At 49.1% G+C, this 26,515-nt stretch carries 24 protein-coding genes; 10 read left to right on the plus strand and 14 right to left on the minus strand.

Going from position 1 to position 26,515, the window contains the following annotated elements; all coding sequences use genetic code 11:
* Window positions 1–348 precede the first annotated feature (348 nt).
* Window positions 349–2,853, plus strand: coding sequence for a hypothetical protein (locus OEV79_06015; protein ID MDH4210985.1), 2,505 nt, complete (start codon window positions 349–351; stop codon window positions 2,851–2,853).
* Window positions 2,854–2,923: 70 nt separating this feature from the next.
* Here OEV79_06015 and OEV79_06020 read toward each other — a convergent pair whose 3' ends face one another.
* Entirely contained in the window at window positions 2,924–3,541 is a 618-nt protein-coding gene (locus OEV79_06020) for a TonB family protein (protein MDH4210986.1), read from the minus strand.
* Window positions 3,542–3,964: 423 nt separating this feature from the next.
* On the opposite strand from OEV79_06020, the gene OEV79_06025 reads away from it, so the two are divergent.
* Genes OEV79_06025 through OEV79_06040 form a run of 4 tightly spaced genes read left to right on the plus strand, consistent with a single transcriptional unit; the run spans window position 3,965 to window position 9,326 of the window.
* Window positions 3,965–5,128: a phosphopentomutase gene (locus tag OEV79_06025; GenBank protein ID MDH4210987.1), complete on the plus strand. Its 1,164-nt coding sequence runs from the start codon at window positions 3,965–3,967 to the stop codon at window positions 5,126–5,128.
* A complete protein-coding gene (gene cdd, locus OEV79_06030) occupies window positions 5,097–5,519 on the plus strand; it encodes a cytidine deaminase (protein MDH4210988.1) in 423 nt (140 codons plus the stop codon). The genes OEV79_06025 and cdd overlap by 32 nt, the downstream gene beginning before the upstream one ends.
* A gap of 13 nt (window positions 5,520–5,532) precedes the next feature.
* Window positions 5,533–7,317 (plus strand): hypothetical protein, encoded by a 1,785-nt coding sequence (locus OEV79_06035; GenBank protein ID MDH4210989.1) that lies wholly within the window; start codon window positions 5,533–5,535, stop codon window positions 7,315–7,317.
* Between the two features lie 23 nt (window positions 7,318–7,340).
* Window positions 7,341–9,326, plus strand: a complete 1,986-nt coding sequence (locus tag OEV79_06040) for a putative LPS assembly protein LptD (protein ID MDH4210990.1) — start codon at window positions 7,341–7,343, stop codon at window positions 9,324–9,326.
* Here the strand turns inward: OEV79_06040 and OEV79_06045 are convergent, their stop codons facing one another.
* The 3 genes from OEV79_06045 to larA all read right to left on the minus strand — a co-directional run bounded on the left by OEV79_06045 (window position 9,327) and on the right by larA (window position 12,301).
* Window positions 9,327–10,676, minus strand: coding sequence for a peptidylprolyl isomerase (locus OEV79_06045; protein ID MDH4210991.1), 1,350 nt, complete (start codon window positions 10,674–10,676; stop codon window positions 9,327–9,329). It abuts the gene before it with no gap.
* 65 nt (window positions 10,677–10,741) lie between these two features.
* Entirely contained in the window at window positions 10,742–11,029 is a 288-nt protein-coding gene (locus tag OEV79_06050; protein MDH4210992.1) for a SurA N-terminal domain-containing protein, read from the minus strand.
* Window positions 11,030–11,038: 9 nt separating this feature from the next.
* A complete protein-coding gene (gene larA / locus OEV79_06055; protein ID MDH4210993.1) occupies window positions 11,039–12,301 on the minus strand; it encodes a nickel-dependent lactate racemase in 1,263 nt (420 codons plus the stop codon).
* A 105-nt stretch (window positions 12,302–12,406) separates the two neighbouring features.
* Here larA and serS point away from each other — a divergent pair, with 105 nt between their 5' ends.
* Genes serS through OEV79_06080 form a run of 5 tightly spaced genes read left to right on the plus strand, consistent with a single transcriptional unit; the run spans window position 12,407 to window position 17,777 of the window.
* Window positions 12,407–13,675, plus strand: coding sequence for a serine--tRNA ligase (gene serS, locus OEV79_06060; protein MDH4210994.1), 1,269 nt, complete (start codon window positions 12,407–12,409; stop codon window positions 13,673–13,675).
* Window position 13,676: 1 nt separating this feature from the next.
* Window positions 13,677–14,003, plus strand: a complete 327-nt coding sequence (locus OEV79_06065; GenBank protein MDH4210995.1) for a hypothetical protein — start codon at window positions 13,677–13,679, stop codon at window positions 14,001–14,003.
* Window positions 14,000–14,938, plus strand: a complete 939-nt coding sequence (locus tag OEV79_06070) for an ROK family protein (protein ID MDH4210996.1) — start codon at window positions 14,000–14,002, stop codon at window positions 14,936–14,938. The genes OEV79_06065 and OEV79_06070 overlap by 4 nt, the downstream gene beginning before the upstream one ends.
* Before the next feature lie 6 nt (window positions 14,939–14,944).
* Window positions 14,945–16,621: an FAD-dependent oxidoreductase gene (locus tag OEV79_06075; protein ID MDH4210997.1), complete on the plus strand. Its 1,677-nt coding sequence runs from the start codon at window positions 14,945–14,947 to the stop codon at window positions 16,619–16,621.
* A 19-nt stretch (window positions 16,622–16,640) separates the two neighbouring features.
* The gene (locus OEV79_06080; protein ID MDH4210998.1) at window positions 16,641–17,777 is read left to right on the plus strand and encodes a site-2 protease family protein; all 1,137 of its coding nucleotides are present in this window, start codon (window positions 16,641–16,643) and stop codon (window positions 17,775–17,777) included.
* 88 nt (window positions 17,778–17,865) lie between these two features.
* Here the strand turns inward: OEV79_06080 and OEV79_06085 are convergent, their stop codons facing one another.
* From OEV79_06085 to OEV79_06130, 10 genes are all read right to left on the minus strand, one after another.
* A complete protein-coding gene (locus tag OEV79_06085) occupies window positions 17,866–18,609 on the minus strand; it encodes a ZIP family metal transporter (GenBank protein MDH4210999.1) in 744 nt (247 codons plus the stop codon).
* Between the two features lies 1 nt (window position 18,610).
* Window positions 18,611–19,561: a cation diffusion facilitator family transporter gene (locus OEV79_06090; protein ID MDH4211000.1), complete on the minus strand. Its 951-nt coding sequence runs from the start codon at window positions 19,559–19,561 to the stop codon at window positions 18,611–18,613.
* 46 nt (window positions 19,562–19,607) lie between these two features.
* On the minus strand, window positions 19,608–20,285 hold the full coding sequence (locus OEV79_06095) for a PIG-L family deacetylase (protein MDH4211001.1): 678 nt from the start codon (window positions 20,283–20,285) through the stop codon (window positions 19,608–19,610).
* Window positions 20,263–21,330: a glycosyltransferase gene (locus OEV79_06100; GenBank protein MDH4211002.1), complete on the minus strand. Its 1,068-nt coding sequence runs from the start codon at window positions 21,328–21,330 to the stop codon at window positions 20,263–20,265. The genes OEV79_06095 and OEV79_06100 overlap by 23 nt, the downstream gene beginning before the upstream one ends.
* Window positions 21,327–22,265, minus strand: coding sequence for a GNAT family N-acetyltransferase (locus OEV79_06105; GenBank protein ID MDH4211003.1), 939 nt, complete (start codon window positions 22,263–22,265; stop codon window positions 21,327–21,329). The genes OEV79_06100 and OEV79_06105 overlap by 4 nt, the downstream gene beginning before the upstream one ends.
* The gene (locus tag OEV79_06110) at window positions 22,234–22,815 is read right to left on the minus strand and encodes a GNAT family N-acetyltransferase (GenBank protein MDH4211004.1); all 582 of its coding nucleotides are present in this window, start codon (window positions 22,813–22,815) and stop codon (window positions 22,234–22,236) included. The genes OEV79_06105 and OEV79_06110 overlap by 32 nt, the downstream gene beginning before the upstream one ends.
* Window positions 22,812–23,351, minus strand: a complete 540-nt coding sequence (locus OEV79_06115) for an MBL fold metallo-hydrolase (protein MDH4211005.1) — start codon at window positions 23,349–23,351, stop codon at window positions 22,812–22,814. The genes OEV79_06110 and OEV79_06115 overlap by 4 nt, the downstream gene beginning before the upstream one ends.
* 182 nt (window positions 23,352–23,533) lie before the next feature.
* Window positions 23,534–24,373, minus strand: coding sequence for a GNAT family N-acetyltransferase (locus tag OEV79_06120; GenBank protein ID MDH4211006.1), 840 nt, complete (start codon window positions 24,371–24,373; stop codon window positions 23,534–23,536).
* Window positions 24,370–25,674, minus strand: a complete 1,305-nt coding sequence (locus tag OEV79_06125; protein ID MDH4211007.1) for an ArgE/DapE family deacylase — start codon at window positions 25,672–25,674, stop codon at window positions 24,370–24,372. The genes OEV79_06120 and OEV79_06125 overlap by 4 nt, the downstream gene beginning before the upstream one ends.
* On the minus strand, window positions 25,643–26,443 hold the full coding sequence (locus OEV79_06130; protein MDH4211008.1) for a winged helix DNA-binding domain-containing protein: 801 nt from the start codon (window positions 26,441–26,443) through the stop codon (window positions 25,643–25,645). Before OEV79_06130 ends, OEV79_06125 begins: the two co-directional genes overlap by 32 nt.
* Between the last annotated feature and the right edge of the window lie 72 nt (window positions 26,444–26,515).

The raw sequence follows: 26,515 nt of genomic DNA on the forward strand, positions 1-26,515 counted from the left end.
TACCATGGTCTGGGATCGTACTGACAACCAGGGCCGTGAAGTAGCTAATGGTATCTACTTCTACCGCGTCGAAGCGGCCGGTAATGTCGCGACCGGAAAACTCATCCTCGTACGGTAAACACTAACAATCGCTGTAAACCACCCCGCACCTAATAAGTGCGGGGTGGGCGTCTTATTGATACTTGACACAGACCATTTAATGAGTATATCTACATAGAGGTGTCCAGTAAACTCAGCATTAAAAACGGAAGGAGGTGAAGGCTATAGCACAAACAGGGTGGATAGGAACAAATCATACTCCATCCATGATCAAAAACATTCCAACAAACAAAAGAAGCGAGGGAGATTATGAAGAAACATCTAATGATCGTAATACTAGGTTTGCTCTTTGTGCCACTGCTTTATGCTGGCAAGAATCAAGCGGCAGATAGATCGACAGCCCCCACAGCAAGAAAGATTACCGGAACTGAACTACGTGTAAAACCGTCCTCCAGGGTAGATGGTCCGTACTATCGGCCGGCAACACGTCAATCAGGAATCCTCTTCGTTGAAGACCCCGCAGCGTTGGGGCCGCCAAGCCCTGATCAATATTGGTCAGCAGTGCTTGATAGCATAGTAGGCAGCGGTAATTATGGATGGTTTGCCGTGGACACCCTTCAAACAGCAAATGGACCAAGTCTCGCAATAATGCAAGGTTACGATCTGGTAATTTGGAATACTTACGATACATGGAATAACGCTCTGGGGCCCGCGCTCACCGCGACTGATCAGACGAATATCTCGAATTACATTACTGGCGGAGGCAAGGTCTGGCTCATTGGCCAGGATATCCTGTGGAGCGGTGTGTCTGTTGCCTGGATGACGGCGAACTTCGAACTCCAGAGTGCAATACAGGATTACAATGGTGCATCAGGAGCAATTCCCTATCCGGTGGCTGGTGTGGCTGAACTGAGTGGTCTCGGTTTCTCTTTCCTCGTTGACTGGGGAAGTGATGTCTTTGCCGATGCTCTTACACCAACTGCGAACGCACACCACGTTATTCAGGACGTCGCTTTTCCTTCTTACTATCCGTCCATAGTCAGCAATGATTACACGACTTCTTTCTGGACCGTGGATGGCCGGAACCCGACTCCGTGGGCTGAATGGCAAGATATTGTCTACATCATGCTGGACAATTTTGGTGTCCTCGGAGCGGAAGAGTACGTCTGGGATTTTGAGGATGGATGGCAGGGATGGACGCATACCAATGGTGGTACGTTTCCCGCAGCTTGGGGTGTTCAAGCTGCCGCGCTTCATGATTCACTGCCGGATGCCGGTGATTCCACGATGTGGATCGATTCTGATGCCGCCGGTTCTGGTGGCGGATTGATCGCGGATACGGCTATATCACCGGCCGTGGTACCGCCCAATGGTTTGGAAAAGTACAAATGGGGTATCTTCCACTATGGTGGCGGTGGTTCGTACTTGGACGAGATGGATGTTGGGATCAAGTACTATGCGAGTAGTGCTTGGACTACGGTCCAGCTGGTACATTATGCCACCGGTACGGTCACGGGTCCGGGCTGGGATTCAGTAGATGTGTCAGCTTATGCCGGTGCGGACAGTATTCAGGCGTGGTTTTATTTTACCGACTTAGGCACCTGGGGTTATTATGCGGCTTTTGACAATGTCGGCCTCTATCCAGCACCAGTGGAAGATGTTGGAGTAAACGCAATCATTGAGCCGGTCGGTACTTACTCCATTAACGATGTCGTTACACCGCAAGCGCAAGTAAGGAATTACGGCGATCTTGAAGAGAGTTTCCCCGTTACCTTCACAATGACTCGCAATGCTCTGCTGGTTTATGCAGACACAGTTATGATGACCCTCGCGAGTGGTGCTGTTGACACCGCTGTCTTCGAGGACTATACGTTTACTCAGGGTGGAGCCTATAGCATTGTCAGTTACTCGGAACTGGTCGGCGATCAAAATCCAGCTAATGATACAGTGTTTGCCACCGTCAGCGTTTTCGAATGGATAGTAGACTTCGAGTCTAACAATGGCGGTTTTGTTGCTGACCCTGCTTCCGGTGCTTGGCAATGGGGAGTTCCGACTTCTGGTCCGGGCGCCGCTCATTCCGGGACACAACTCTGGGCAACGGTACTTGCTGGCAACTATAGCAATAGTGCCAACTGGAGACTTACTTCGCAGGACGACTATACTGCTACCATGAACAATCCACACATCCTCTTCTTCCACTGGTACGATATCGAAGACTATTATGATGGTGGTAATGTCAAATATTCTACTGATAATGGCAGTACCTGGCCGCTACTCCATCCAGTTGGTGGCTATGACGATGTTGCCTATTCCGGCAATAGTGGCATTCCCGCTGAGAGTTGCTTTACTGGCATGCAGGCAACTTGGCAGGTAGAGGATATTATTATTCCGGTGAATGTAGGGCAGACTTTCAGACTTCGCTTCCACTTTGGGACTGATGCTTCTGTATACTATTCTGGTTGGTACATTGATGATCTTGCCGGTATCGGTCTTACCTATGTCGGCATTGCTGAGGGACCGGGAACGCAGAGCATCGCGAAATTCGGTTTTGCCCCCACGATGCCCACGATTACCAACGAACGGCAACCGATATCCTACACAATAACTATGCCTGGCCATGTCTCCTTGAAGATCTATGACCGCATCGGCAGGCTGGTGCAGACACTCGTTGACGAACATCAAACCGCCGGCGAGAAATCTTTGGTCTGGAACGGCACGGACATCAACAACCGGGCCGTCGCGAACGGTGTGTACTTCCTGCAACTAGAAGCCGAAAACGAAGTCGCCTTCCGGAAACTCGTTATCGTTCGATAGACACCTTGCACTTCTTTACCGCCCCGCACCCCAAAAGTGCGGGGCGTTTCTCTAGAACTTGCATTTGGGCTCATCCCGAATCGACCAGCCTGAAGTTAAATGGAATCGAAACGTATACGCGCACGTACTTGTCTCGCTGTTTTGCCGGGGAGAACTTCCAGTTGCGCGCCGCTGCAAGCGCCGCTTCATCGAGCATCTGATTCCCGCTCGATTTCAGTATCTGAACATCCATTATACTACCATCAATGTCGACCAAGGCCTTGACCACGGTCTGGCCCTCGATCCCTGCCCGGCGCGCCAGGTCAGGATACCGGGGTTTCGTCTGAACGACCGGCTGCGGTTTCACTTCAACCTTATAATAGGGCACGATCTCTATCTCGGGTCCTATGGGTCTTGTCCGGATAGGATTCTCGGTAAACTCGGTTTCAGCAATGGTCTCAACAACATTCTCTTCATCCCCTATATTCTCGGCCGGGACCACAACCTTTGGGCGCTCTACGGGTGGCGGTTCTTCATACTTGTCAATGTATGAAGAAATATCTTCCACCATCGTGATTATTTCATGTTTTAGTTCATAAGGAAGGGGCTGGGCATAAGGAACGAGTAGAAAGAGAACAATGAATATCACGAGGCTGGAGAGTAATCCGGCCCGCAGATAGATTCCGTACATCTTCTTATGATCCTTCATGTTTCCTCCTTCTAATTAATATACAAACGGTATGGCAAAATATTCCACTATATGACGAAAGACGTTAGGGACGTTATTTTCGTTAATCCCGTTAATATCGTTGCTTTCGCTAATGCCGCTAATTTCGTTAATCTGGTTAATCTCGTTAATTTCGTTGGGCTCGTTATTATCGTTAATACCGCTAATTTCGTTAGAACTACATTTCGCATTGCGCATTTCGAATTTCGAAATTTAGACGAACGTTAGTTTCGTTGCTCAGATTCTCAAGTTCTTATCTTCTCAACCTCTGAATTTTTCGTCCTCTCCGTTTCTCAATTTCCCATCCTCTTACCCTCTTATCTTCTCAGCTTCTGTCCTTCTCCGTTTTATCGGTTCTCGTGTCTGCGTTCTTTACAACTCTACAAAAAAATATATAATTCCTTAATGAAAAGGGCGATCGTTCTGATCCTGGATGGAGTAGGTATTGGAGCGCTGCCAGACGCAGCACAGTATGGAGACGAAGGAAGTAATACGCTCGTAAATCTTGCGGAACAATGCAACGGGTTAGACCTTCCAGTGCTCGAAAGCCTCGGCCTGGGCAACATAACCGACATCATGGGCGTAAAACGCGTGTCCGAACCCCTTGCCTTTTTTGGTAAGATGGCCGAGCAATCTCCTGGCAAAGACTCGACATCAGGACACTGGGAGTTGTGCGGCGTGATCCTGGAAAAACCTTTTCCGACCTTTCCAAAAGGCTTTCCTGCAGACATAATAAGCGAGTTCGAGAAACAGATCGGACATGAAATCCTGGGCAACGTACCTGCGTCAGGCACGGAGATTATCAAACGCCTCGGAGAAAAGCACATTCGGGAAAAGAAGCCGATCGTGTATACATCGGCAGACAGCGTGTTCCAGGTCGCGTGCCACATCGATGTTTTCAACGTCGAGGAACTGTATTCATTCTGCAAAACGGCACGCGCCATGCTGCAGGGTGAATACGGAGTGGCTCGCGTAATTGCCCGTCCTTTTGCCGGTACCTTTCCTGAATTCTACCGCACCAAGGACCGGCGTGACTTTTCCATGGCGCCGCCCGCGCCGACACTCCTTGACATTGTCCATGAAGATGGCACAAAAGTCACGGTCATCGGCAAGGTCGACGACCTTTTCAGCCACCGCGGTTTCGACGAATCCTTTCATTCGGTGAACAATCTGGAGTGTATCGACTTTGTCCTTGATTCAATGAAGGAAGAACACGATGCCTTGATCGTCGCGAATTTCGTCCAGTTTGATATGGATTGGGGGCACCGGAATGATGTTGAGGGTTTTGGAAAAGGATTGGTCGAAATGGACAAGGGCCTTGGCCGCATCATTAGACAAGCCCGCGACGAAGATATCATATTCATCACCGCTGATCACGGTAATGACCCCACCACTCCCTCGACTGACCATTCGCGCGAGCATGTGCCGATCCTTGCGTACCGTAACGGCTTTGCTGGACAGAACGTGGGAATACGCGAGACTTTTGCAGACCTTGCGAAGACAACCGCAAATTTTCTGGGCATCGGAGGCATAAAAAATGGCAAAGACTTCCTCGAAGACTGCCGTTAATAAGAAGATCTCAAAAGAATTACTGAGGCGTGTTAAAAAAACCCTAAAGCATGTTTACGCGCCGTACTCCGGTATTTCAGTCAGCGCCGCGCTCTACTGCTCGAGCGGAAACATATATACAGGATGCAATGTGGAAAACAGCTCCTACTCGCTTACGATGTGTGCAGAACGAGTAGCGCTGTTCAAGGCGGTATCAGAAGGAGAAAAGGATTTCTTACTGCTGTTACTCCATTCTCCGGATATCGATTCGATACTCCCATGCGGCGCCTGCCTTCAGGTGTACAGTGAACTTGCCTCCGAAATAGTCATCACCACGGTGAACGCGAAAGATGAGTTCCGCTTCTATCCCATAAAGACGCTTCTGGCACAACCGTTCCGGCTTAAAAAATGAATCTGAAGACAATATGAATTTTCACTTCGGAATAAACATCCAGAAACTATCATGGGACCAGTTTACCGATGTAGTGGACATGATAGAAAGGTCCTGGGGGCGCATCGATTCCGCGGAAAAAGATCTCCTCGTCGGCAGCAGTAAAGAGAACAATATACTCTGCTGCCTGCTCGAATTAAAAAAGAAATATCCTGAAGCGCGTTTCGGATTTTCACAGCATACCGCCCTTGCCAAGGGACTCTCGAAGATTGCCGAGAAAGGTGAAATACTTATATCCGAAGAGATCGAAAAGATCGTCATCGATGATTTCAAAGTCACATGCCTGGGAATGCTCTCAATTCAGGGCATGGCAAATGAGATCCTCGTATGCAAATTGGAGGAACCAAACAAGGAAATCATACCGCCAAAACAGAAACCACGGTGGCCACACATTTCGCGGCACAGTCAAGTGGAATCGCTCGAGTATCATCTGAGCGTGTCCAAAGCCCTGCTCGTCGTGTGTCCAACCGGCGGCGGCAAGACAGTTTTCTTCGACGAACTGGCAGACCAGTGGAAGGATAAGAAGATCTCTTACCGCACAACATGTCCTTCCTATATGCGCGGGATCACTTTCCAGCCCGTAACCGAACTGGTCATTCAGATCCTGGGCATAAATGATATTGACAGCGCCGAAGAGAAACAAAAAAAGATAGAACAGACATTGAAAGAGCTGAATATAGCCGACATTGCGACATCATATCTAACCATTCTTGATTTTCTCTCTCTGACCGACGAGGAGTCGATTCTTGAAAAAGTCGAGCTCAAAACGAGGGTCCAGGTATTGACCGATACGGTTGCCGACATAGTCAAGCGAATATCCTGGAATAAACCTGCTGTACTGATCATCGAGGATGCGGAGAACATGGATGCCTCATCTACTGTATTCTTGCAGCATCTGATGACTAAACTCGCGGAAGAAGATGTCTGCTTCATTTTCAGCTCATACCTTTCTCATATCAATCTATCAGGACTGCATGAATTTGAGCTCAGGGAAATTGAAAAGAGAGATTTAACAAAGCTGGTAGAAGAAACGATTGGTGAGAGTATGAGCCTGCCACCCACTACCCCGTTTCACGTCTTGCAGTACATCGGACTCTACAATGAAGAGAAACTCTCTTATCTGTACAAACAGTATCAGGGGGAAACGTCGATCGCTGGCTTTGCCCTTTCCTTCCATGACATAAAGACGATCATTAAGAGAAGATTCGAGAATCTCGGTGATAAAAAAGATTTCATCGCCAACCTATCGATCGCCGGTATAAAGATACAACCTGATGAATTCCCGCTCGAAAGAGAGAATATGCATCTCTTTGATTATTTCACCAGAACCGGGTACCTCAAGAAACGCGTCAACTACTACGCTTTTGCCAATCCAACACTGCACGATGAGATTTACGAACTCGCCCAGCACAAGAGAAATATGCACATCCGCTTCGCCGATTATTACTCAAGGCTTGGTAGACACGAAGAACATGCGGCTTTCCATTACAGTGAGGGCGAGAATTTCAAGAAAGCAATAGAATACCTTCTGCTTTCTGCACGCCAGGCGGTTCGTAAAGGGGGTTACGAGTCAGGTATTGAATACTACAACAAGGCGCTTGAGTTATGTCAGCGGAAAAAGGATGCTGCCGAACTCGAACTCGTAATCGCTCTCAACGAAGGTCTGGCCGATGTGTACCGTTCTCTCGGCGAGGAAGATAGGGCACTAAAATACTACAAAGTAGTGCTGGACAGCTACAAAGAAATTCTGAAAGAATGATCTGGTTCTTGTGCTTAGGGTTAATGCAAGACACTACTCTGAGCGACTCCATCGACATTGTCCGCTATCAGGCAACTACCATAACGTATGACCTGGAACGATCAATCATAATCCTTAATGATTCATCTGTCATAACTTACAAAGATATCATGCTGACATCCGACAGCGCATACTACTACGTTGAAACAAATCACCTCGAGGCATTTGGCAGGTGCCATCTTAAGCAACTCGATGATTCCATACAGGGCAATTTCATTAGATACAACATCGAAAATCAGAAGGCATTGATGACGAGCGGCAGGACTCAGATCGAAGAAGGTTTTATCGACGGGGAAGAAATCTATTGGATCGACGAGAAAACAGTCAACAGCTACAAAGGCACTTACACCACGTGCGATGATTCACCTCCTCATTATTATTTCTACTCGCCCAGGATGAAAGTGTACCTCGGTGACATGGTGATAGCGCGCCCGATCTTTCTATACATCCAGGATATTCCGGTCTTTGGTGCGCCATTTTGGTTTGTCCCTATATCCTCGAAAAGAAAATCGGGACTGCTGCCTTTTCGCATTGGCAACTCAGGCACGTTCGGTAAGTTTATCAGAGGGCTCGCCTATTACTTTGTAATATCCGATTACGCAGACATCACCCTGCAGCTCGATGCCTTGGAGAAAAAAGGAATAATGCCACAAATCGAGGGTGTTTGGGATTACTCGCCTTTTTCCAAAGGCAAAATATTCGCATCCTACATTCGCGACACCGAGTCCGAAAAAGTCAGATACAACATAGAAGCACGCAATGTGTCTGAACTTTTCCTACTGGGATCGAGCTTCAACTGCGATATCAAGTACGTGAGCGACAATAGTTACCGCCAGGACTATGCAGAAACGACCGCGATATGGCTGGAAAGGGAGATATCTTCGCAGGCAACGCTCACCCGCGTCATCTCCGGATTCAAGAACACCCTCACGCTCGAACGAAAAGAGGACTATACCGATACTACGGTCACTCTTAAACTACCTTATTATACTATGAGCGGTCCTTCATCAATGTTGTTTTCAACAATAAGTTACGCTCTTTCCGGACATGTCAGCAGGGATCGTCAGACCACCACTCAAGACACGATTGATGTATTGGGCGCTAATCTACATACTGCGCCGACGATCCAGCAGAATGTTCTTGGTATCGTCTCGCTCTCTCCAAGATTCGATCTGGATGTCGCTCTCTTCAACGAGGATACTTCAGGCAACAAATGGCCATCCCGGTTCGGTTATTCCTTTGCCACAACTGCAAGTACGAACTTCTTCCGTGTCTTCGGTGTCGATATGCTGGGCGTACATGGACTACTTCACAAAATTCTGCCAAGTATTACATATGCCTACACACCCGATTTTGATTTCGGCGCGTTTCCGAGGGTGACCGGTATTCCTTCATACGCACATACAAACAGTATTGGCTTCGGCGTGAATCAAGAAATTGAAGCGAAGGTAGGCGATGAATCAAAGAAACAAAACATACTGCGGCTTAATCTTAATGGCGGATATGATCTCAAAAGGGACTCGCTCTCGGACGTCAATTTTCTTCTCTCGGCACCGTATAACCCTCTGCCGTCTCCGGTCACAACTTTCAACACGCAGGTAGACGGCAATATCGATCCATACACGCGAGAGTATTCTTACACTATCACGAATAATTTCGGCATGAAATTAGATTTTCTATCGCTGAATCTCGGGCAGAGTTACCGACGCGGAGGTAACTACCAGATATGGTTCAACGGTGATATCAAACCGACCAGCAACTGGGCACTGACGTACTCGGCTCGCTACGATTGGCAAACGAAAAGTTTAGTCGACTACAGCTTCGGACTCGTACGCAATCTGCACTGTTGGGAAGCAGTATTCAACTTCAATCAACTGGGTGATGACTGGCGATATGACTTCAAGATCAGGATTAAATCGATCCCTGAAGTATCAATAGGTAAGGGGTTACTCGGTTACGTCTTCGAGTAATCACTCGAAGAACTTGTCTCGATAATCAACCAGTTCTTCCGGCGTGAAGATGCTCTGGCTAATCTGCTGGAGCATCATCTGGCGCTTCCACTGCAGCACCCCGACCATTGACGAATCAAACTGGACTTCATTCTTTCGGTCACATCGTATTAGATAACCACTGTATCGATCGATGACCGGTACAGAAATCTGTCCCTCCTCCAACGACGCCAATGCCCCGGCAAAGTGATCACCATACGTGCTTCGCAAGCCGAATAGGTTTTGGCTGGCGATGCCGGTGTGGAAGCGGACTATTGTATCTGACTGTGCGATCGATTCCATCGGTGTCCCGGAAACCATTTGTGTGTGCAGCCTGTTCAGATACTCAATCATGGCTTCCTCATAGGATTGACGTTCAGCCGCTGCTTTGACACGCGCGGATGCCTCTTCCAGAGAAGGTTGGTTTGCCGGTATCACCGAATCGAGGGCGAAAACGTAATAGCCGCCCAGGCTGCTGAACGGGTGACTTATCTCACCCTCCTTCACATCATCAAGGAAATCGGCCAGTCCGTCGACGTTGCGCACAGGAAAATTCAATTCACCTCTATCAAGAGGGTAAGTCTTGAGAACGGTCAATCCAAAATCAACCGCGGCGGGATCGAAACCTATGTCCTTGGCAGCTTCTATGAAAGAAAGGATATTGTCCGCGATCTCGCCGATCGTTGTTTGTGAAGCCTGAACATTCGCTTTCACCACCTGTAAGTAACCAGGGCGAACACGCCTCATCACTTCAAAACCGCGCGCTGCATCGACGATCCCAGACACTTCTCCGTCCTTCAGTCCTTTGTATACATCACGCATATAGGGTCTCATAACATTTTCATTTTCGAAGGTATAATCGATGGTCGTGTCGTCGGAAACCTCTCGTGCTAATACCACAAAATCCTCGCCTTCTGCGACCATGGCGAGAAAATCCTCGAGACGCTGTCTGGCTTCCAGCGTATCGTAGGATGAAGGTTTGCGATCATAGAAAACATATTTGAGGATCTTGTATTCTGGAACGGCGAACTCATCGCGGTGCTTCATGTAATAGTCGCTGACTTCCTCATCGGTTACTTCAACGATGCCGCGCATACGGTTTATCTGCAGACTCAAGAAAGAGATATCATACATAGTACTGAACCCGGCAATGGACATGCTGTCGTCGAAAGGCGAGACCCATGCCATCGTCGATATGAGTGAACGGAGTTTCTCCTTCGGCAGGTTCTGCCGCAGCTGCATCTCGTACTGGTACATCCACTGCAGACTCTGAGGTGATTGAATCAATTGATAGTATTTGTTCCAGTCGAATTCGCCATTTTCATCCTTCATTGTCTCTGCTTCAAAGATCTCCGGTGGTGGGTTATTCTGTATGATCGCCCAGATCTCCTCATCGTTTATGCCGATTCTTTCTTCTTGACAAGATCACTCCACACAATATCCTCAACGAGCTTCATCCAGACCTCATCCGGTGTGATGTTCTTGTTCTCACTCTCTTTAAGCAACGTGAAACGCCTATAATCCTGGTATGACACTACCTGGTTTCCGATCTTGGCAATATCAATCTCTGGCCGGCTTCGAATACCGGTGATATCCAGCCCCCACTGGAAAAATATGAGGCCGGCGAATCCTGCCAGAGCAATAAATAGTACCAAACGTGTTTTCTTGCGTAAAGTTTGCATCATCTTAGCCTCCTATGTAGATGTAACTTTCGATCCGCTAAGCGAGGGAAGCACAGCCTGCCCGTTTGACACGATCAATGTCTTAAAGCCATTGTGCTGCTCTTTTTTCACGGCATCGATACCCTGTTGTATACTATGAATGGGTGTGAAGCTGATTTCCTTCAATCTCGCCCCATTCAGATCAGTACAGGCATAAACTCTATGCTGCTTCAGTATTTTGGCGGTCAGAAAAGCCCGGTGCCCGCCCACTTCGATTTTTTCCTCAGGATATTCCAAAAGTCCATCAATGTTGTTGTCGCGCATGAGCCGCAGGAACTCCTCATTGCCGAAACCTTCCTCACATTGACCGACGAGTATGATACTACCATTATCCTTAAGACCGAGCATTGTCAGGTTTATCGCCTTGTGTGTATGATAGAAATCTTTGTCGTTAGGATAACCGCCGGCCGACACGATCACGCAGTCTGCCGGTTCGGATATCATGATCCTTCGTTTCGTGACAAAATAATCGACGGCTTCGCTGAAGGCATGCGCGTGATGTCCACAGAAGATCTTTTCCGTTTCGCGATCCGGGTTCTCAACGACATTCAAGATGTAATCGACCCCCAGAAGGCCTGCGGCCTCATCCATTTCCCGGGCAATGATGTTACTTTCGATCTTACTCACGAACACTCCGTTGCGCACAAGTTTCTTGTGGTTGTTACGGATCGTTTCATATGACGCAACGCCGGGCAGAATCGATTTGCGGCCGCCCGAAAACCCGGCCAGATAATGAAACCCGATCCGTCCAGTGGTGATCACAAAATCGGCCTCGGCGACGCGCCGGTTTATCCCAACCTCAAGACCGGTCGAAGTCTTACCAACTACAATAACATCACCGCGGCAGTCATGCTGCAGGAATGCAAAATCATCACATAATTTCCCGTACAACGCCGAATTCTCCTGCGCGATGTGCGGCCGGTGTGTCCCCAGGGCAACGACAAAAGAGATATTCTTCTCATCAATCCCCGCATCTACGAGTTCAGCTACCAGAAACCTCAAAATCTCGTCGTAATTCGTGATTTTCCTTGTTATATCAGACACAATTATAACAACATCTCCCGGCTTGTTGGTACGCAGAACCCTGTTCAAAGCACCGAGCCCGAGCGGGTTGGTAAAACTCTCCTTCAAGAGCATCCCGAGCGGCCTCACCGCAGTGATCTTAGGCTCGGCTACGCCGATCAAACCGGGCGGAGGTTCGAAACTTATGGAACCATGTCCGTATTTCAAATCCATGGCATATTCTATCTAAATATGCGCTTGTGTCAACGCCAAGCGCCTACGGTATAACACGAACACATCTTTCATTGACTTGCATGCAAAATGTGTTATAATACTACAATGATTGACCTCAGATTACTCAGAGACGACCCCGAAAAGATCCGCGCCGCACTGAAAAAAAGAAATTCCGACATCGATCTGGATAAGATCATAGACATCGATATACAAAGACGGGCATGCATGACGGAGATCCAGGAAAAGAAAAGCAAGAGGAATATGCTATCCCAGGAGATCGCCAAGTTAAAACACCAAGGGGACGAACCGAAAAAGCTCATGGAACAGGCGCGAGCTCTTTCTGGCGAGATAAAGAAAAAAGAAGAAACACTGCGTGATATAGAGCAGGAGTTTGAATACGCCGTGCAGTGGTTGCCAAACATTCCGAACGAAAAAGTACCGGTCGGTGCCGGTTCAGAAGCAAACAAATTCATCCGCGGACTTATTGAGGCGCCCGAGTCCGATTTCGAAGTCCTGCCACACTGGGATATCTGTGAAGCCCTGGACATTCTCGACCTCAAAAGGGCATCCAAGATATCCGGTTCGCGGTTCATTCTCTACAAAGGGCAGGGTGCTTTGCTGGAACGTGCGCTCATAAATTTCTTTCTTGACCTCCATACCACAAAACACGGCTACACCGAAATATTCCCGCCAGTACTCAACCCTGCCGAATGCCTCTACGGTACTGGTCAGTTACCGAAACTGGAGTCGGACATGTATCGGTGCCGTGATGATGCTTTCTACCTAACACCAACCGCAGAGGTACCGCTCACGAACATGCACCGTGAAGAGATACTTCTCGAAAAGCAACTGCCTGTTCGCTACGTAGCATACACCCCATGTTTCCGCCGTGAAGCAGGATCGTACGGCAAGGAAGTACGGGGCATCACCCGCGTGCATCAGTTCAATAAAGTAGAACTTGTGAAGTACGCCACACCCGACAATGGTTACGACGAATTTGAGAAAATGCTCGCGGATGCCGAAGCCGCGGTCAAAGCGCTTGAGCTGCCTTATCGCATAATGCTCCTCTGCACGGGTGACATGACTTTTGCTTCGGCCATCACCTATGACATAGAAGTCTATGCACCGGGCATGAAAGAATGGCTTGAGGTATCATCTGTTTCCTGCTACGAGCAATACCAGTCCCGTCGGGCAAACATTCGTTACCGGCGGTCAGCCAAGGGCGTGGATTTCGTATATACGATGAACGGCTCGGGATTAGCTACGCCGCGCACCTTCATCGCGATTGTCGAGAATTACCAAACCGAGGATGGACGTATAAGAATACCGGATGTCCTGAAGAAATATATGGGGGCAGATAGCATCGGCAAGTAGCATGTTTGATTACCTGCAAAGCTGGTTGCGACAGATCGAAAATAACCACGGTGTCAATCCGGTAATATTTGCGATAATCTACTTCGCTGGTGTCATCCCATTCTGGTTATCCATATACAAAATAATCAACGCCATGAAAAACAGAGATTACAGGAAGGCAGTCACATTCGGTCTTGTGCTCGGCGCCGTCATTATCGCCCCCTTTACTTATGTTGCGGTCTTCGGTCACAACCTGCCCGCGTGGTTCTGGATCGTCGCCGCGGCCATCATCTTGTACAGTGCCTATACCATTCTGAAACGCATCCGACAAACCCGGGCATTACCATGAAGAACAAAGCCATCATCGGCATTGATATCGGCGGTACGAATATCAAAGCGGCCCTGGTCACCGGTCGCAAGATAGATCACCGGACCAGAGCTTCCACCCGCGCCGAACTGGGTCCTGATATATCCATAGAACAGATAAAATCAGTTATCGAACCGGTCCGAAAAGCAGCAAAAGCAATCGGTATCGGCATCGCGGGCATCATCGATTCGAAAAAAGGTCTGGTCAAATATTCGCCAAACCTCAAGGGATGGAAGAATGTGCCTCTCGCCCGGATCCTGCGGAACGCATTCGGCCTGCCGGTTTATGTTCTGAACGATGCGAATGCGATATGCCTGGGTGAATGGAAGCATGGAGCTGGTCGGGGACATGAGAATGTTTTTCTTTTTACGGTAGGAACCGGCGTCGGCGGCGCAGCCATCTGTGAGGGAAAACTCCTTTTCGGAGCCCATGGATTCGCCGGCGAATTTGGCCATACGACGATCAACCTGGATGGTCCAAAATGTATTTGCGGACATCGCGGTCACGTGGAACGTTATGCAGGCGCCAAGTACATTGTGGCGCGTGCCCGGAGAAAGATAGCGAACAATAAGAGCTTACTGGCAGGCTACGACACCCTGACCCCGGAAATCATAGCCCGCACGGCAAAGAAAGGCGATAAGGTTGCCCGCGAGGTGTTTGCTGAAGTAGGTCAGTATGTTGGCATCGGCGTCGCTAACATAATCGCCTTGTTTGATCCTGATATCATCATCCTCTCCGGCGGAATCGCGCGTGCCGGCAGCATTCTTTTTGAACCTGTACGCAATACGGTCAGCAGAGCAACCTTGGGACCCGAACATCGCCGCTACAAGATCGTGCCGGCACAACTCGGCGACGATGCCGGAATACTCGGAGCTGCACTCTTTGCCAAATTGACAGTGACCGGGTCGTCAGTATAATAAGCAATGCTTGATTTGATGGACGAAAGAACAAGAAAAGAGCTGAAACGCGTCCTCGGGAAACTTCCCGAACGCGTTGACATTCTCTACTTCACCCAGGAAAATGCCTGTCCGGCATGCAAGGACCAGCAGCGATTACTCGAAGAGATCGCCAGCCATACCGACAAGATTCGATTGAAGGTCTTCGATTTCATACGCGATAGCGAGCAAGTCACACAATACCGCATAGACAAAATACCCGCGACCGCGATCATCGGTAAGAAGGACTATGGTATTCGATTTTATGGCCTGACTGCCGGTTACGAATTTCAATCATTGATCGAAGCAGTGATCATGGTGGCAACAGGAAAATCCGGGATCTCTCCAGAATTCGAAGAAACGATACGCCATATCGATAGTGCTGTACATATCGAAGTGATGACTACCCTTACGTGCCCGTACTGCCCGCGTGCAGTACATGCGGCCATGCAGCTCGCCATGGTCAACGATAACATCCGCGCCGACATGGTCGAAAGCGCTGAATTTCCCCAGCTCGCACAACGCTACGATGTTACAGGTACGCCCAAGACAATGATCAACGAAACTCACTCGTTTGTTGGTGCCCTGCCCGCAGACCGGGTATATCTTGAGGTCCTGAAAGCGGTCAACCCCGAGGAATACAAACGTATTGAACAAACCATAAGGGAAACCCACGGTCAGCGCCATATACGCAAAGCACAAACCGAGCATGAGTACGACGTCATCATCGTTGGTGGCGGGACAGCAGCAATGTCAGCAGCGATATACGCGGCGCGCAAATCGCTGGATGTACTGCTCCTAGCAAAAGACCTTGGCGGTCAGATCAACTACACGGCTCTCGTCGAGAATTATCTCGGTCTGCCCAACATAGACGGCAAGGAGATGGTCGAACAATTCGTCATGCACATGGAACAATTCTCTATTGCCGAAGCCCTGGGCGCCGCTGCTGTGAAAGTGGAAAAAAAGGGCAATCGCTTCACCGTAATAACCGATGACAAGAAACAATACACGGCAAAATCAGTTATCTACTGTGCAGGTAAACAATACCGCAAGTTGGGGATACCTGGTGAAGACCGTTTCATGGGGCGCGGTGTCGCTTTCTGCGCGACATGTGATGCGCCTCTGTACAAAGACAAAAAAGTCGCCGTCGTGGGCGGCGGAAATTCGGCGTTCACATCGGCACGGGATCTGTTGAATTTCGCTTCCGAAATACATTTGATCCACCGGCGTGATACATTCCCTGCCGATAGTGAACTGGTCAAGCAGGTCAGAGGTGCGAAAAATGTCACGGTCCAGACGAACACCGTTGTACGAGAGATCCTTGGCGAGACAAAACTCACCGGCGTCAGGCTGCAATCTACAAGCGGAGAGCAACATGAAGACCTGCAGGTCGACGGGGTCTTTTTGGAGATCGGTCTCATGCCCAATACGCAGCCAGTCAAAGAGCTGGTCAAGCTCAACGAATACGGAGAGATAGAGACAACTAGGGAGAACACGACATCGGTACCCGGCCTCTTCGCGGCCGGTGACGCAACCGACTTGCCCGAAAAGCAGATTATAATCGCGGCGGGTGAGGGCGCGAAGGCCGCGCTTACCGCCTACAACTATCTGATCGAGAAAAAACTCATTACACAAAAAGCCACGGCTGATGCCTGGCAGCGATAAGAAGCCTAGAGGATATCATATGTTCGGTAAATCGATTAAACTCTTTAGCCTGTTCGGCTTTGACGTCAAGATCGACATCAGCTGGTTAATCCTCGCCTTCCTTATTACCTGGTCGCTTGCCGATGGGCTGTTCCCGCATTATTTCAAGAATCTCACCACCACGACATACTGGTGGATGGGCGTTTTCGGCGCCCTGGGCCTTTTCTTTTCGATAGTGTTTCACGAAATCTCACACTCGCTCGTTGCCCGGCGCTTCGGCTTGCCGATTAAAGGAATAACGCTTTTCGTATTTGGCGGTGTCGCACACATGGAGCAAGAACCACCAAGTGCCAAGGCAGAATTCCTTATGGCGATAGCCGGCCCTGGCTCGAGCGTGGTCCTCGGACTCCTGCTCTATATCGTGCGCACGGTAGGGAGGATCGGAGCCTGGCCCCTGCCGGTCAGCGGCGTCATCGGCTATCTCGCCTTCATCAACTGGATTCTGGCCGGGTTCAACCTGATCCCCGCATTTCCACTCGATGGCGGGCGCGTGCTCAGATCGGCGCTCTGGAAATGGAAGGGTAATATCGGATGGGCAACGCGCGTATCATCGCGTATCGGTACCGTTTTCGGCTTCCTGCTGATTGCCATGGGTGTGATACAGTTCTTTTCCGGAAACCTCATCGGCGGTATTTGGTGGTTCATGATCGGAATGTTTCTGCAGAACGCGGCACGAATGTCGTATCAGCAGTTAATGACTCGCCAGGCACTCGAGGGTGAAACAATCAGCAATCTGATGATCCGCAACCCAGTGACCGTAACATCGACACTAAGCGTCAAAGAACTCGTCGAGGAATATATATACAGGTATCACTACAAGATGTTTCCAGTGGTCGATGGTGAGAAACTGGTCGGCTGCATAAATACCCGCCAGATCGGAAAGGTGCCGCGGGACCAGTGGGCTCAGAAAAATGTGGGAGATATCGCAACAACATGTTCGAACGATAACACCGTCGACCCGAAAACGGACATCGTCAAAGTCCTCTCTCTGATGAACCGTACTGGCAACAGCCGTCTCATGGTCGTTGAAGGTGACAAACTCGTGGGGCTAATTGCGCTCAAAGACATCATGAATTTTCTGTCGATAAAACTCGATCTTGATCAATCCGGAGAATAACGTATGAGCGATTACGGGCGTATGTTGCTTAATATCTACAAATATACTTGTACTCTGTTACCGGGTTCAGTTCCCGGTGATATACTCTCTAATCCAGAATAGTCAGCAGCGCCATTACAACGATCCCCAGCAGGATTGCCGAGAACTGCCATATTGAATTTGACACCTTGACCTCCTGCTGAAGTTCTGGTATTAAATCCGGACCTGCAATGTAAATAAAACCTCCTGCGGTAATCGGTAGCAAAAATCGGGCAAAACTTTCAAATCGTTCACCGATCAGCAGCGTGATAACCGCGCCGATGACCGCCATCACGGAAGCCAATAAATTAAAGAACAACGCTTTCCTCACGGACAGACCGCCGTGGATGAGAATGCTAAAATCGCCTATCTCCTGTGGTATTTCGTGAAGCACGATTGCCAGCGTGGTAGTAATCCCTATCGGAATACTGACCATGAAACTCGCCGCGATGAGCATACCGTCGATCAGGTTATGCCCCGCGTCTCCAACCAGGTTCATGCTCACAACAGGTTTTATTCGTTTTTCCTCCGCCGCGCTGCCGACATGACGCCAGCGAATGAATTTCTCCAGAGCGAAGAACATCAGGAATCCGCTGATCACCAGAAGCGAAGTTGTAAGGTTCGCGCCGATCTTCTCGAAAGATTCAGGCAGCAGGTGGATGAAAACATCACCAAACAGGGCACCGACGGCAAAGGCAACGAGGAATATCAGCATCTTCTGCAGCCGCTGCCGGTTAAGGGATAACGTGACTATGCCAACCAGGGAAAGAAGGCTGACCAGGATCACACTCCCGAGGGTTAAAACGAGCACCATACTAGTGATTATGTTCCGGGATCAACGGGCAGGTTGCGGAATCCCCTTCACAAAGGATCTGTACGGTCGATTCAATTATGTGGTATCTGCGAGCGAGATAACTGTTGATCTTCGATATTAGACGGTTCTGCGCTTCGGCACTTTGTTGTTTATCATCGAGCAAGATATGAGCAGAAAACACCAGCATGTCCGCCGTGATCGTCCACAGGTGCGCGTGTTCTAGTTGCTTGATCTCGGGAAATTTCTTTTTCAAGTCCTGTATGATTATATCGACGTTCAAGCCGGTGGGCGCCATCTCAAGCAGTATTTTTGCCGACTCCTTCAGAATACCCCAGGCCCAGAAAACGATCACTAGAGAAATCCCGATGCTTACGAGTGGATCGATTATGTTCCACTTTGTGTAATATATGATTATTGCCGCAACTACGATACCCACTGAAGAGGCGGCATCGGCGATCATATGATAGAACACACCTTTGATGTTTATGTTCCGCTTATGGCTGCCATGTAGTATGAATATGCTGACGATATTCACGACCAGACCGACGAGCGCAATGAGCAACATATCCAAGGCCAGGATATCCTCAGGGTTGATGATCCTTTCGATCGCTTCATATATTATAAGACCACCGACCGCGAGCAAGAAGAGCCCGTTTATGAACGCGGCGAGTATCTCCGCACGGTACAGACCAAAGGTGCGATGGTGACACGGGGGCCGTGCCGCAATGATGATCGCCACGAGACTAATCGTGATCGCAAAGGCGTGTGTGAACATGTGACCGGCATCGCTGATCAAAGCTATGCTCCGTGACAGAATGCCGCCGACGATCTCGACCACCATGACCACAGCCGTGATCACCAGCGAGATGGTCAGCTTCTTCTTCTCCACGTCACGGAATTCGAATATCCGTTCAGAGAAAGAGTGTTTATGGTTGTGCTCGTGGGGTGCCACAGACTATTCTATTGAATTTCCGGAATCTTTCAAGACCGCAGTGCGGTCATACACGCATCTTGTAAAATCCCTCGCCGAATTTGTAACCGGCAAGGATGCCGTCATTTCTAACGCGATTGCGCACGCGCTTCTGCCAGTCCGGCAACTGACCCAGTTGACTTTTGTGCATCGAAATCGCCTTTATTTTTTTCTTGTAGGTCGTAGTAATATCGATGACATGATTGCTTTTCTCGGTGATTCCCAGCAGCAACTCCTTAGGACGGTGAGGTTTCAAACCGATCTCCAGTAAGAATGGATAGAAGTGCCAGTCTCGTGCGATCATGATGCCCTCGATAACGGCCTGGGCCGTTGCCCGGTGATCAGGATGAAAGTAACGGGACCACGGGTCATGGGTGACTATTGTGTAGGGTTTGAGTTTGCGGATGAGCGCGGCCAGTTCAAGTTTGAGTGTTTTGATGCTGGAAATCTCACCATCGGGATGACGTAGAAAGATGCTCCGATCAACACCGAGGTATCGTGCTGCTTTCCTCGCTTCCTTTTCTCTTTTCTCCGCGACAAGTAGCGGTGAAGCATTCCTGTTCCACGTGCCTTTTTCACCGCATGATACAATAACATTGTATACGCTGCCTTTTTTTGCCCAAAGCGCGATGCTACCGCCGCACGAAAGTTCCGGATCATCCGGGTGAGCCATGATGATCAGTCTATTTTTCGATGACTCTTCCATATAGCCTCTTGTATTTGCGGGCGATGTTGGACCAGTCATACGCCAGTGCCTTTTTCCTGCCATTACTCCCCATTCTTTGCCGCAGACCATGTTCCCGCGAAAGTGTCTCAATTGCTCTGGCGAGATTGCGCACGCCCATCTTGACCAAAATGCCGGCGTCACTGCCCACGGTCTCCTGCAAACCCGTATGGGAGAATCCTACTACCGGCCGCCCCGAGGCCATTGCCTCGAGCCCTACGAGACCGAATGATTCATAATGTGACGGAACAACGAGCATGGCAGTCTTGTTGTAGTATTCGGCAAGTCTGTCATGCTGTACCTGTCCCACAAATTCAACCGGCACACCATCAGCATAGGTTTCTATGCTCGTGAGATTGCCGGCACCTTTGGATGGTCCTCCGACCAGGGTCAGGCTAATTTCATTTCTCACCTGTCTCAAGGCGTCGATCAGAAAATGTATGCCCTTTATCGGATCGACCCTGCCCACAAACAGAATATTCTTGTGGCCGTTCCTGCTGGGTGTAAAACGCCGCGTATCAACGCCGTGCGGTATCGCGACCACCCTGACATCCGGGTAGAGCGCTCTGATCGCCAGGGATTCCTGTTCGGTGGGTGAGACAACTAGATCGCAAGCCCGCATAATCTCTTCTTCTATCTCAATTCTGGTCCGGTCCTGGCGGATTGTCTTAAGCACCTCCACCGTATGCATTGTGTGCAGCCAGGGAATTTTCAGGACGCGATGTATATGCAATCCGACGACACCCGACGACCAATAATGAGTATGCATAAGACCATATTGATGGATACCATGACGGTTGATTATCTCTTCGGCGAATCGATTTGTATCACGCTCTTCAACATGTATAACCTTCAGACGCGGCCCCATTTCTATCGTGCGCTCCCTGCCTCGAACGAAAATGTCGACGTCGGAAACTCGCGCGAGGCGCTCGTACAGACTGCGGATAACGATACTCATACCACCCGATTTACCCGAACCAACCGGTGCCATGGGTGAAGAGTGGTATGACACGACACAAATCCTCATCTCGTCACCCTCACCGTATAGCGCTCCTTTGCGCCAAAACGATATTTGTAATCTTCATCACCTCGCAGAAAATCATAATACTCGTAACCCTCGCTGATTGACGATTGAATATCGCGCGCGATAGTCATTATGCCGGGCGATATACGACGATATTCGGGATCGAATCCCATATTATAAAGAAAGACACGCCCCTTCAATACAAAAGCCAATATGGCACCAACCGGATTGCAGTCGAAAACCAACGCGCGGAATCGCAGCCAGCCGTTTCGGTCAAATCTCTCGGTTAATTCTTTGAAAAACGCCATAATACCAGGCGTCAGAAATTCTTCTTTGCTGTTATCCGATACAGTCATTAATCTGAACAAGATATCAATATCTGCGCTTTTGACATCGCGAATGACCGTACCGTTTATTCTCCTCATCTTACGGCGCAGCTCATGGCGCGATTTACTGTCGAGTTCACGGAGATAATCATCCCACGTTCGCGGTAATTCGAGCAGAGGGCAAAGATCTTTCTTCTCTACAGAAACTTCAGGCAGTTGATCCTTTAATCCAACGACCAATGCACTATTGACTTCAAGGGGGAACAGGTCGAGCCCCAGTTCGTTTTGTCGCACGAATTCGGCGAGAGTCTCCGTGATCCTATTCTCGTGGCCAGGCAGACAGAGTATATCATTCAGATCAGTAACCCTCTCATCACCAACCAATCTCACTACATCACGAGTAACCGTTGCGGCCAATATTCCGACAACAACACCGCCATCTCGAAACACAATGATCTCGGGATCGAACCCTAAAAGATTGCTCGCTAATACAGAGAACCACTCATAGCTGGTAAAAGGCAATGGATTCTTTGCCTTCTTGAACAGCTCTTTCCAAACCTTTTCTATCGTCGAGAGCCGTTCAACTTTCAATTCGCAGGCGCGACCCGACATATCTATCCCCTGACTTGATTTCCCATGATTTCCAACCCATCAAATTACGGTAATGCACTGTCTCATAGAGCTTAAAACCACAGCGTTCGATTCCTCTGTTCGAACTCAGATTGTCTTTGGTCGAAAAAATCATTGCTCGCCCATAGGATTCGTTCCTGAAATATTCTGTTGCCTTTGTTATCAGATGCGGATAGATCCCCTTGCCGCGAAAACCGGGACGTGTATAGGCGTCGTAGAGATATACTTCCTTCTGTTCCACGTCCAGCCAATCATCGATCTCACCCACCTGACATTCTTTTGTTGTCGCAAAGAGATAGGCAACAAGGATTCCTTGATGATGGGCGACAAAAATCTTGTCACCGCGTGCGCTACGTGCCGCAACGGCCGAAGCATTCAGTATGTCTACCTCGGAAGGTCTGTCACAGATGGATACCTTGACCGTAACTGAAGGCCTAACAATGGAAATCTCGCCCTTTAAGTCAATTGCATACATACACAGTATTTCCCTCTTGTTGACCAGAGCGAGACCCCCAAATCTTTTTATCTTCAATATAACGACCTCTCTTTGCCGATCGTTGTCTTCGGACCATGCCCAGGATAGACCATTGTCTCGTCGGGCAGAACCATCAATTTCTCGCGTATGCTGCTGAGGATTGTTTTCTCATCACCCCCCGGGAATGATGTGTTACCCGGACCATTGGGAAATAAAGTATCACCTGAAATGAGCACATCTTTTATGAGAAAACAACAGCTCCCCGGCGTATGACCTGGAGTGTGAGTCACCCCTAACTTATCACGACCGAATTCGATAACCTGGCCGTCCTGGATCTCGTCATCGAAGCCAGAAACCCAGTCCAGCTTATGGATCGCGGCCCGCGTGCCCAGGGCTTCTTTTACTTCCCGGAGCGCGGTTATGTGATCGAAGTGCCGGTGTGTTGCGAGGATGATCACAATCTCAAGTTCACGAACTGCATTCAATATTTTTTGCGCCTCATCACCCGGATCGACTATGATACCGGTCCCTTCCGATTTGAGAATGTAGCAGTTATTCTCTAGTCCACCGACAACAATTCTCTCTATTTCCATATGCTTTTCAAATATTCAGTGCGACCAGATGTGGATTTCTTCTCTCGATGAATAGAAAAACCATATTTCCCATGCCAAAATCGGTTTAAAAATGCCTCCATGTATCATTATAGCTCTCACTAAGCGCAAAGTCAACATAGATTTGGGTATTGCGGATATCCAGCTTGCTACAACAAATGTTACTAACCGGCGTCCGCAGAGACAATTGCGTAAACATTCCGTTCATATTCCACTCTTGAACCGCGGTACATCCGCAAGGACGGCGGACGGTGTAAGAATCCATGCTGCACGACCATCTTGAGCGCCGCGGTATTGATGCACGGTATGCCGACGGTCAGATCCTTGTTGATGTGCTTCGTGCATATTTTAGCGATCAAATCTCCGGCGGCACTCTCGTTTTCCGCAACCATCGGACCGATATGCAGCATCTCATTAGCCCGTTCGCGAATCACGGCATAGGCTGCAATACCCTCCCGGTGTACAGTATACGTGGTGTGCGGATGTCTTTTGATCAAATGCTCCAGAAACATGCTGCGGTCGATCCCGGTTTTTTCAAGGTCGAAGCGTAGTATTCCTTCAATATCTTCCGTACAACCTGCTTTTCGCTCCTCCATATGAGTCCGGTCTTTTGCTGCCGGGCGGACAAACCTCATCGAGAGATACTTGTCCTTGAAGCCAAGGATCCGGTAGGTCTGTACCGCTTTGAATACGCCATCGAGCTCAATCGTCTTAGCTCCTTTGCGGTCGAGATGATCAATAACATCTTCCATCAGCTTCACACCGATACCCCTGCCCCGCATTTCTTTTTGCACGATCAAGTTACCCAGGAAAGATTGGTTACCATAACTGACACTGGTAACAATTCCTGCCCGTCTACCATCCTGCCGTGCAACATAGCATCCCGCAGGATCGAGGAATAAAAATCGTTCAAAATCCTCCTCAAGATGACCCCATCCTTCTATGTCGGTCAGTGATTTGGCGAATGCTATGTCGGACTGGCCCATCTGCTTTACCGTGATCATGATGTCTTCCCCCTTGATAACAAAATGAACGCGGTCAGCGCGTAAATCGACGCGCAATCAATCACACGTGCAACCTCGACGAACTCGTCTGGATGATGGGCCATCGCAAGCAACCCCGGACCATACGCATAAGCTGGAATACCATTCTGAAGATAGTAGCGTATCTCCAGCAATCCAGGGCACATATTGAATGCCGGCTTTTGACCGGCGACTTCGATGACACTGAGCGCCAGTGCATTCACCAGATCATTGTCTCGAGAAATTCCGGCAGATTTGCCTTCCTGCAGAATCTCCAGGTCAATATTCATACCGGCTTTCCGGAACCTATTGAAGATGGCAAGTAAATTCCTCTTTTCCTCAACAAAATTCTCCTCGGGGTTGATCCTCCTCTCGAGCGAGAAAGTGCATGAACCGGGAACAACATTGAAATTAGTGCCACAATGGCAGATCCCTCCCAGCATCAGTATTGAATTCTCAGATTCCCCCGGTAAAATGCTATAACTCGTTTTTCTCTTTTCGACGGTGTTTTTGTGTTCGAGCAAAGCATTTGACAAACTGACCATCTGTTCGAATGCGTTGACTCCATCTTTTTGCAGAACCACATGCACGGGCTTGCCCTCGATCTTAACCAACACACTGAGCGCACCGCGACAAGCATTCCAGATCGTGCCGCTCGTCGGTTCAGGCATGAGCATGCCGACACAATGTTTTTTGTTTATATAACCCTTCTCAAAAAGATACCCTGCGCCCGCCTTGCCGCCGGTCTCTTCATCCGGAACGATTACCAGACAGATCTGACCGTCCAGTCCAGCACCGAGAAGCTGCAGCGCGCGTACCGCATAGACCATCGCGGCAAGTCCGGCTTTCATATCTGCGGCGCCCCGACCGTGAAGTCTACCGGCCTGGACATAGGGCTTGAATTGTCTTGCATCGGTTCCCGGAACAACGTCGTAGTGAGCGTGAAAATACAATTTCCTCTTACCCTTTCCGTACGACGAAAGAAGACTATAACGCGGGTAGGCGCGGTCATCGAGGCCAGGTACCTTGACGATCTGCGAACTCATGCCGAATCGTTTCAGACGATTCGATATTAGATCAATACAGTCCGAGTAGCGTGCGCCCGGTGGATTCTCGGTGGGGATCCTGATCAACTCCTTGGTGAACCCGAGTATCTCACTGCTCAGTGCACGCATTTGTCTCTTAAACAACAAATGCCGCGCGTCTTTTGCACTGCTCACCAGCAGATCTGTTTGATTATGCCGGGATTTTTTAGAGATTGCCTTTGAAGAGATACGTTTCACCCTTATGATTATAGGATGAAACCAACTCCTTGTCAATCATCGAAGATATTAATCTGTTCACTTCGATCAAGGGCATGCTGAAGAATCGCGCGATCTTTTTTGCAGTCGTCCTGGTCATCGCGTAGATGTATTTCTCGATCAGCTTCCGTGTAGCCTCGTCGCCGCTCAACGCGCGAGCACGTGCCTTTGTCTCTTCAGGCAACCATTGCTCGGTAGCCGACCACAGCGCAGAACGCCACCGGTATCTGTTGTATGCGATCTTCCCCGCGCAACATATCAACTGCTTGCGCTGCAATTCAACAAGCACCCGGGTAGACTTCTTCTTCGCAGCTGGGGAAACGATGCCAAGTTTCTCTCTGATCTCATGGGTCATTAACGGACCATGCTTTATGAGCAGATCCATTAATGATCCGGCCATGCTGCTCAGCATTCCCTGTTCGCACATGTTTCTGTAATCGGGGACCGGATATGCCCGAATAAAGCTCGGTAACAATTTCATTGATATCAATATGTTATGCCCACCCAGTACGCGGCCGTAGAAGGCCCATTTCCTGTCGATCAATACATGAACGAAATCCCATAACCTTTGATCCACCTCAAACTGGTTCTGCAGATCATCGGTATATATTGCCCTCTGCAGACTGGGTAATTGACCATTGGAGAGAGCAGATACCAAACCCAACCGATCAACGAACTCCCTGGCTTCGTCGACTCGAAATATCTTGATATTCTTATCGAGCAACCATCTCTTTCTCTCAATTGTCTTCAAAGAAATCCTTCTCATGATATATTATAACTCAAAAAATATGTTTAGAAATAACTAAGTGAATTGAAATACTGA

The sequence above is a fragment of the candidate division WOR-3 bacterium genome, assembly GCA_029858255.1.
GTDB lineage: Bacteria > Hydrothermota > Tepidihabitantia > SM23-42 > SM23-42 > SM23-42.

Coding starts and splice junctions, on each gene's coding strand:
- OEV79_06015 (MDH4210985.1), top strand. CDS start 349: ATGAAGAAACATCTAATGATCGTAATACTAGGTTTGCTCTTTGTGCCA.
- OEV79_06020 (MDH4210986.1), bottom strand. CDS start 3,541: ATGAAGGATCATAAGAAGATGTACGGAATCTATCTGCGGGCCGGATTA.
- OEV79_06025 (MDH4210987.1), top strand. CDS start 3,965: ATGAAAAGGGCGATCGTTCTGATCCTGGATGGAGTAGGTATTGGAGCG.
- cdd (MDH4210988.1), top strand. CDS start 5,097: ATGGCAAAGACTTCCTCGAAGACTGCCGTTAATAAGAAGATCTCAAAA.
- OEV79_06035 (MDH4210989.1), top strand. CDS start 5,533: ATGAATTTTCACTTCGGAATAAACATCCAGAAACTATCATGGGACCAG.
- OEV79_06040 (MDH4210990.1), top strand. CDS start 7,341: ATGCAAGACACTACTCTGAGCGACTCCATCGACATTGTCCGCTATCAG.
- OEV79_06045 (MDH4210991.1), bottom strand. CDS start 10,676: ATGAAGGATGAAAATGGCGAATTCGACTGGAACAAATACTATCAATTG.
- OEV79_06050 (MDH4210992.1), bottom strand. CDS start 11,029: ATGATGCAAACTTTACGCAAGAAAACACGTTTGGTACTATTTATTGCT.
- larA (MDH4210993.1), bottom strand. CDS start 12,301: ATGGATTTGAAATACGGACATGGTTCCATAAGTTTCGAACCTCCGCCC.
- serS (MDH4210994.1), top strand. CDS start 12,407: ATGATTGACCTCAGATTACTCAGAGACGACCCCGAAAAGATCCGCGCC.
- OEV79_06065 (MDH4210995.1), top strand. CDS start 13,677: ATGTTTGATTACCTGCAAAGCTGGTTGCGACAGATCGAAAATAACCAC.
- OEV79_06070 (MDH4210996.1), top strand. CDS start 14,000: ATGAAGAACAAAGCCATCATCGGCATTGATATCGGCGGTACGAATATC.
- OEV79_06075 (MDH4210997.1), top strand. CDS start 14,945: ATGCTTGATTTGATGGACGAAAGAACAAGAAAAGAGCTGAAACGCGTC.
- OEV79_06080 (MDH4210998.1), top strand. CDS start 16,641: ATGTTCGGTAAATCGATTAAACTCTTTAGCCTGTTCGGCTTTGACGTC.
- OEV79_06085 (MDH4210999.1), bottom strand. CDS start 18,609: ATGGTGCTCGTTTTAACCCTCGGGAGTGTGATCCTGGTCAGCCTTCTT.
- OEV79_06095 (MDH4211001.1), bottom strand. CDS start 20,285: ATGGAAGAGTCATCGAAAAATAGACTGATCATCATGGCTCACCCGGAT.
- OEV79_06100 (MDH4211002.1), bottom strand. CDS start 21,330: ATGAGGATTTGTGTCGTGTCATACCACTCTTCACCCATGGCACCGGTT.
- OEV79_06105 (MDH4211003.1), bottom strand. CDS start 22,265: ATGTCGGGTCGCGCCTGCGAATTGAAAGTTGAACGGCTCTCGACGATA.
- OEV79_06115 (MDH4211005.1), bottom strand. CDS start 23,351: ATGGAAATAGAGAGAATTGTTGTCGGTGGACTAGAGAATAACTGCTAC.
- OEV79_06120 (MDH4211006.1), bottom strand. CDS start 24,373: ATGATCACGGTAAAGCAGATGGGCCAGTCCGACATAGCATTCGCCAAA.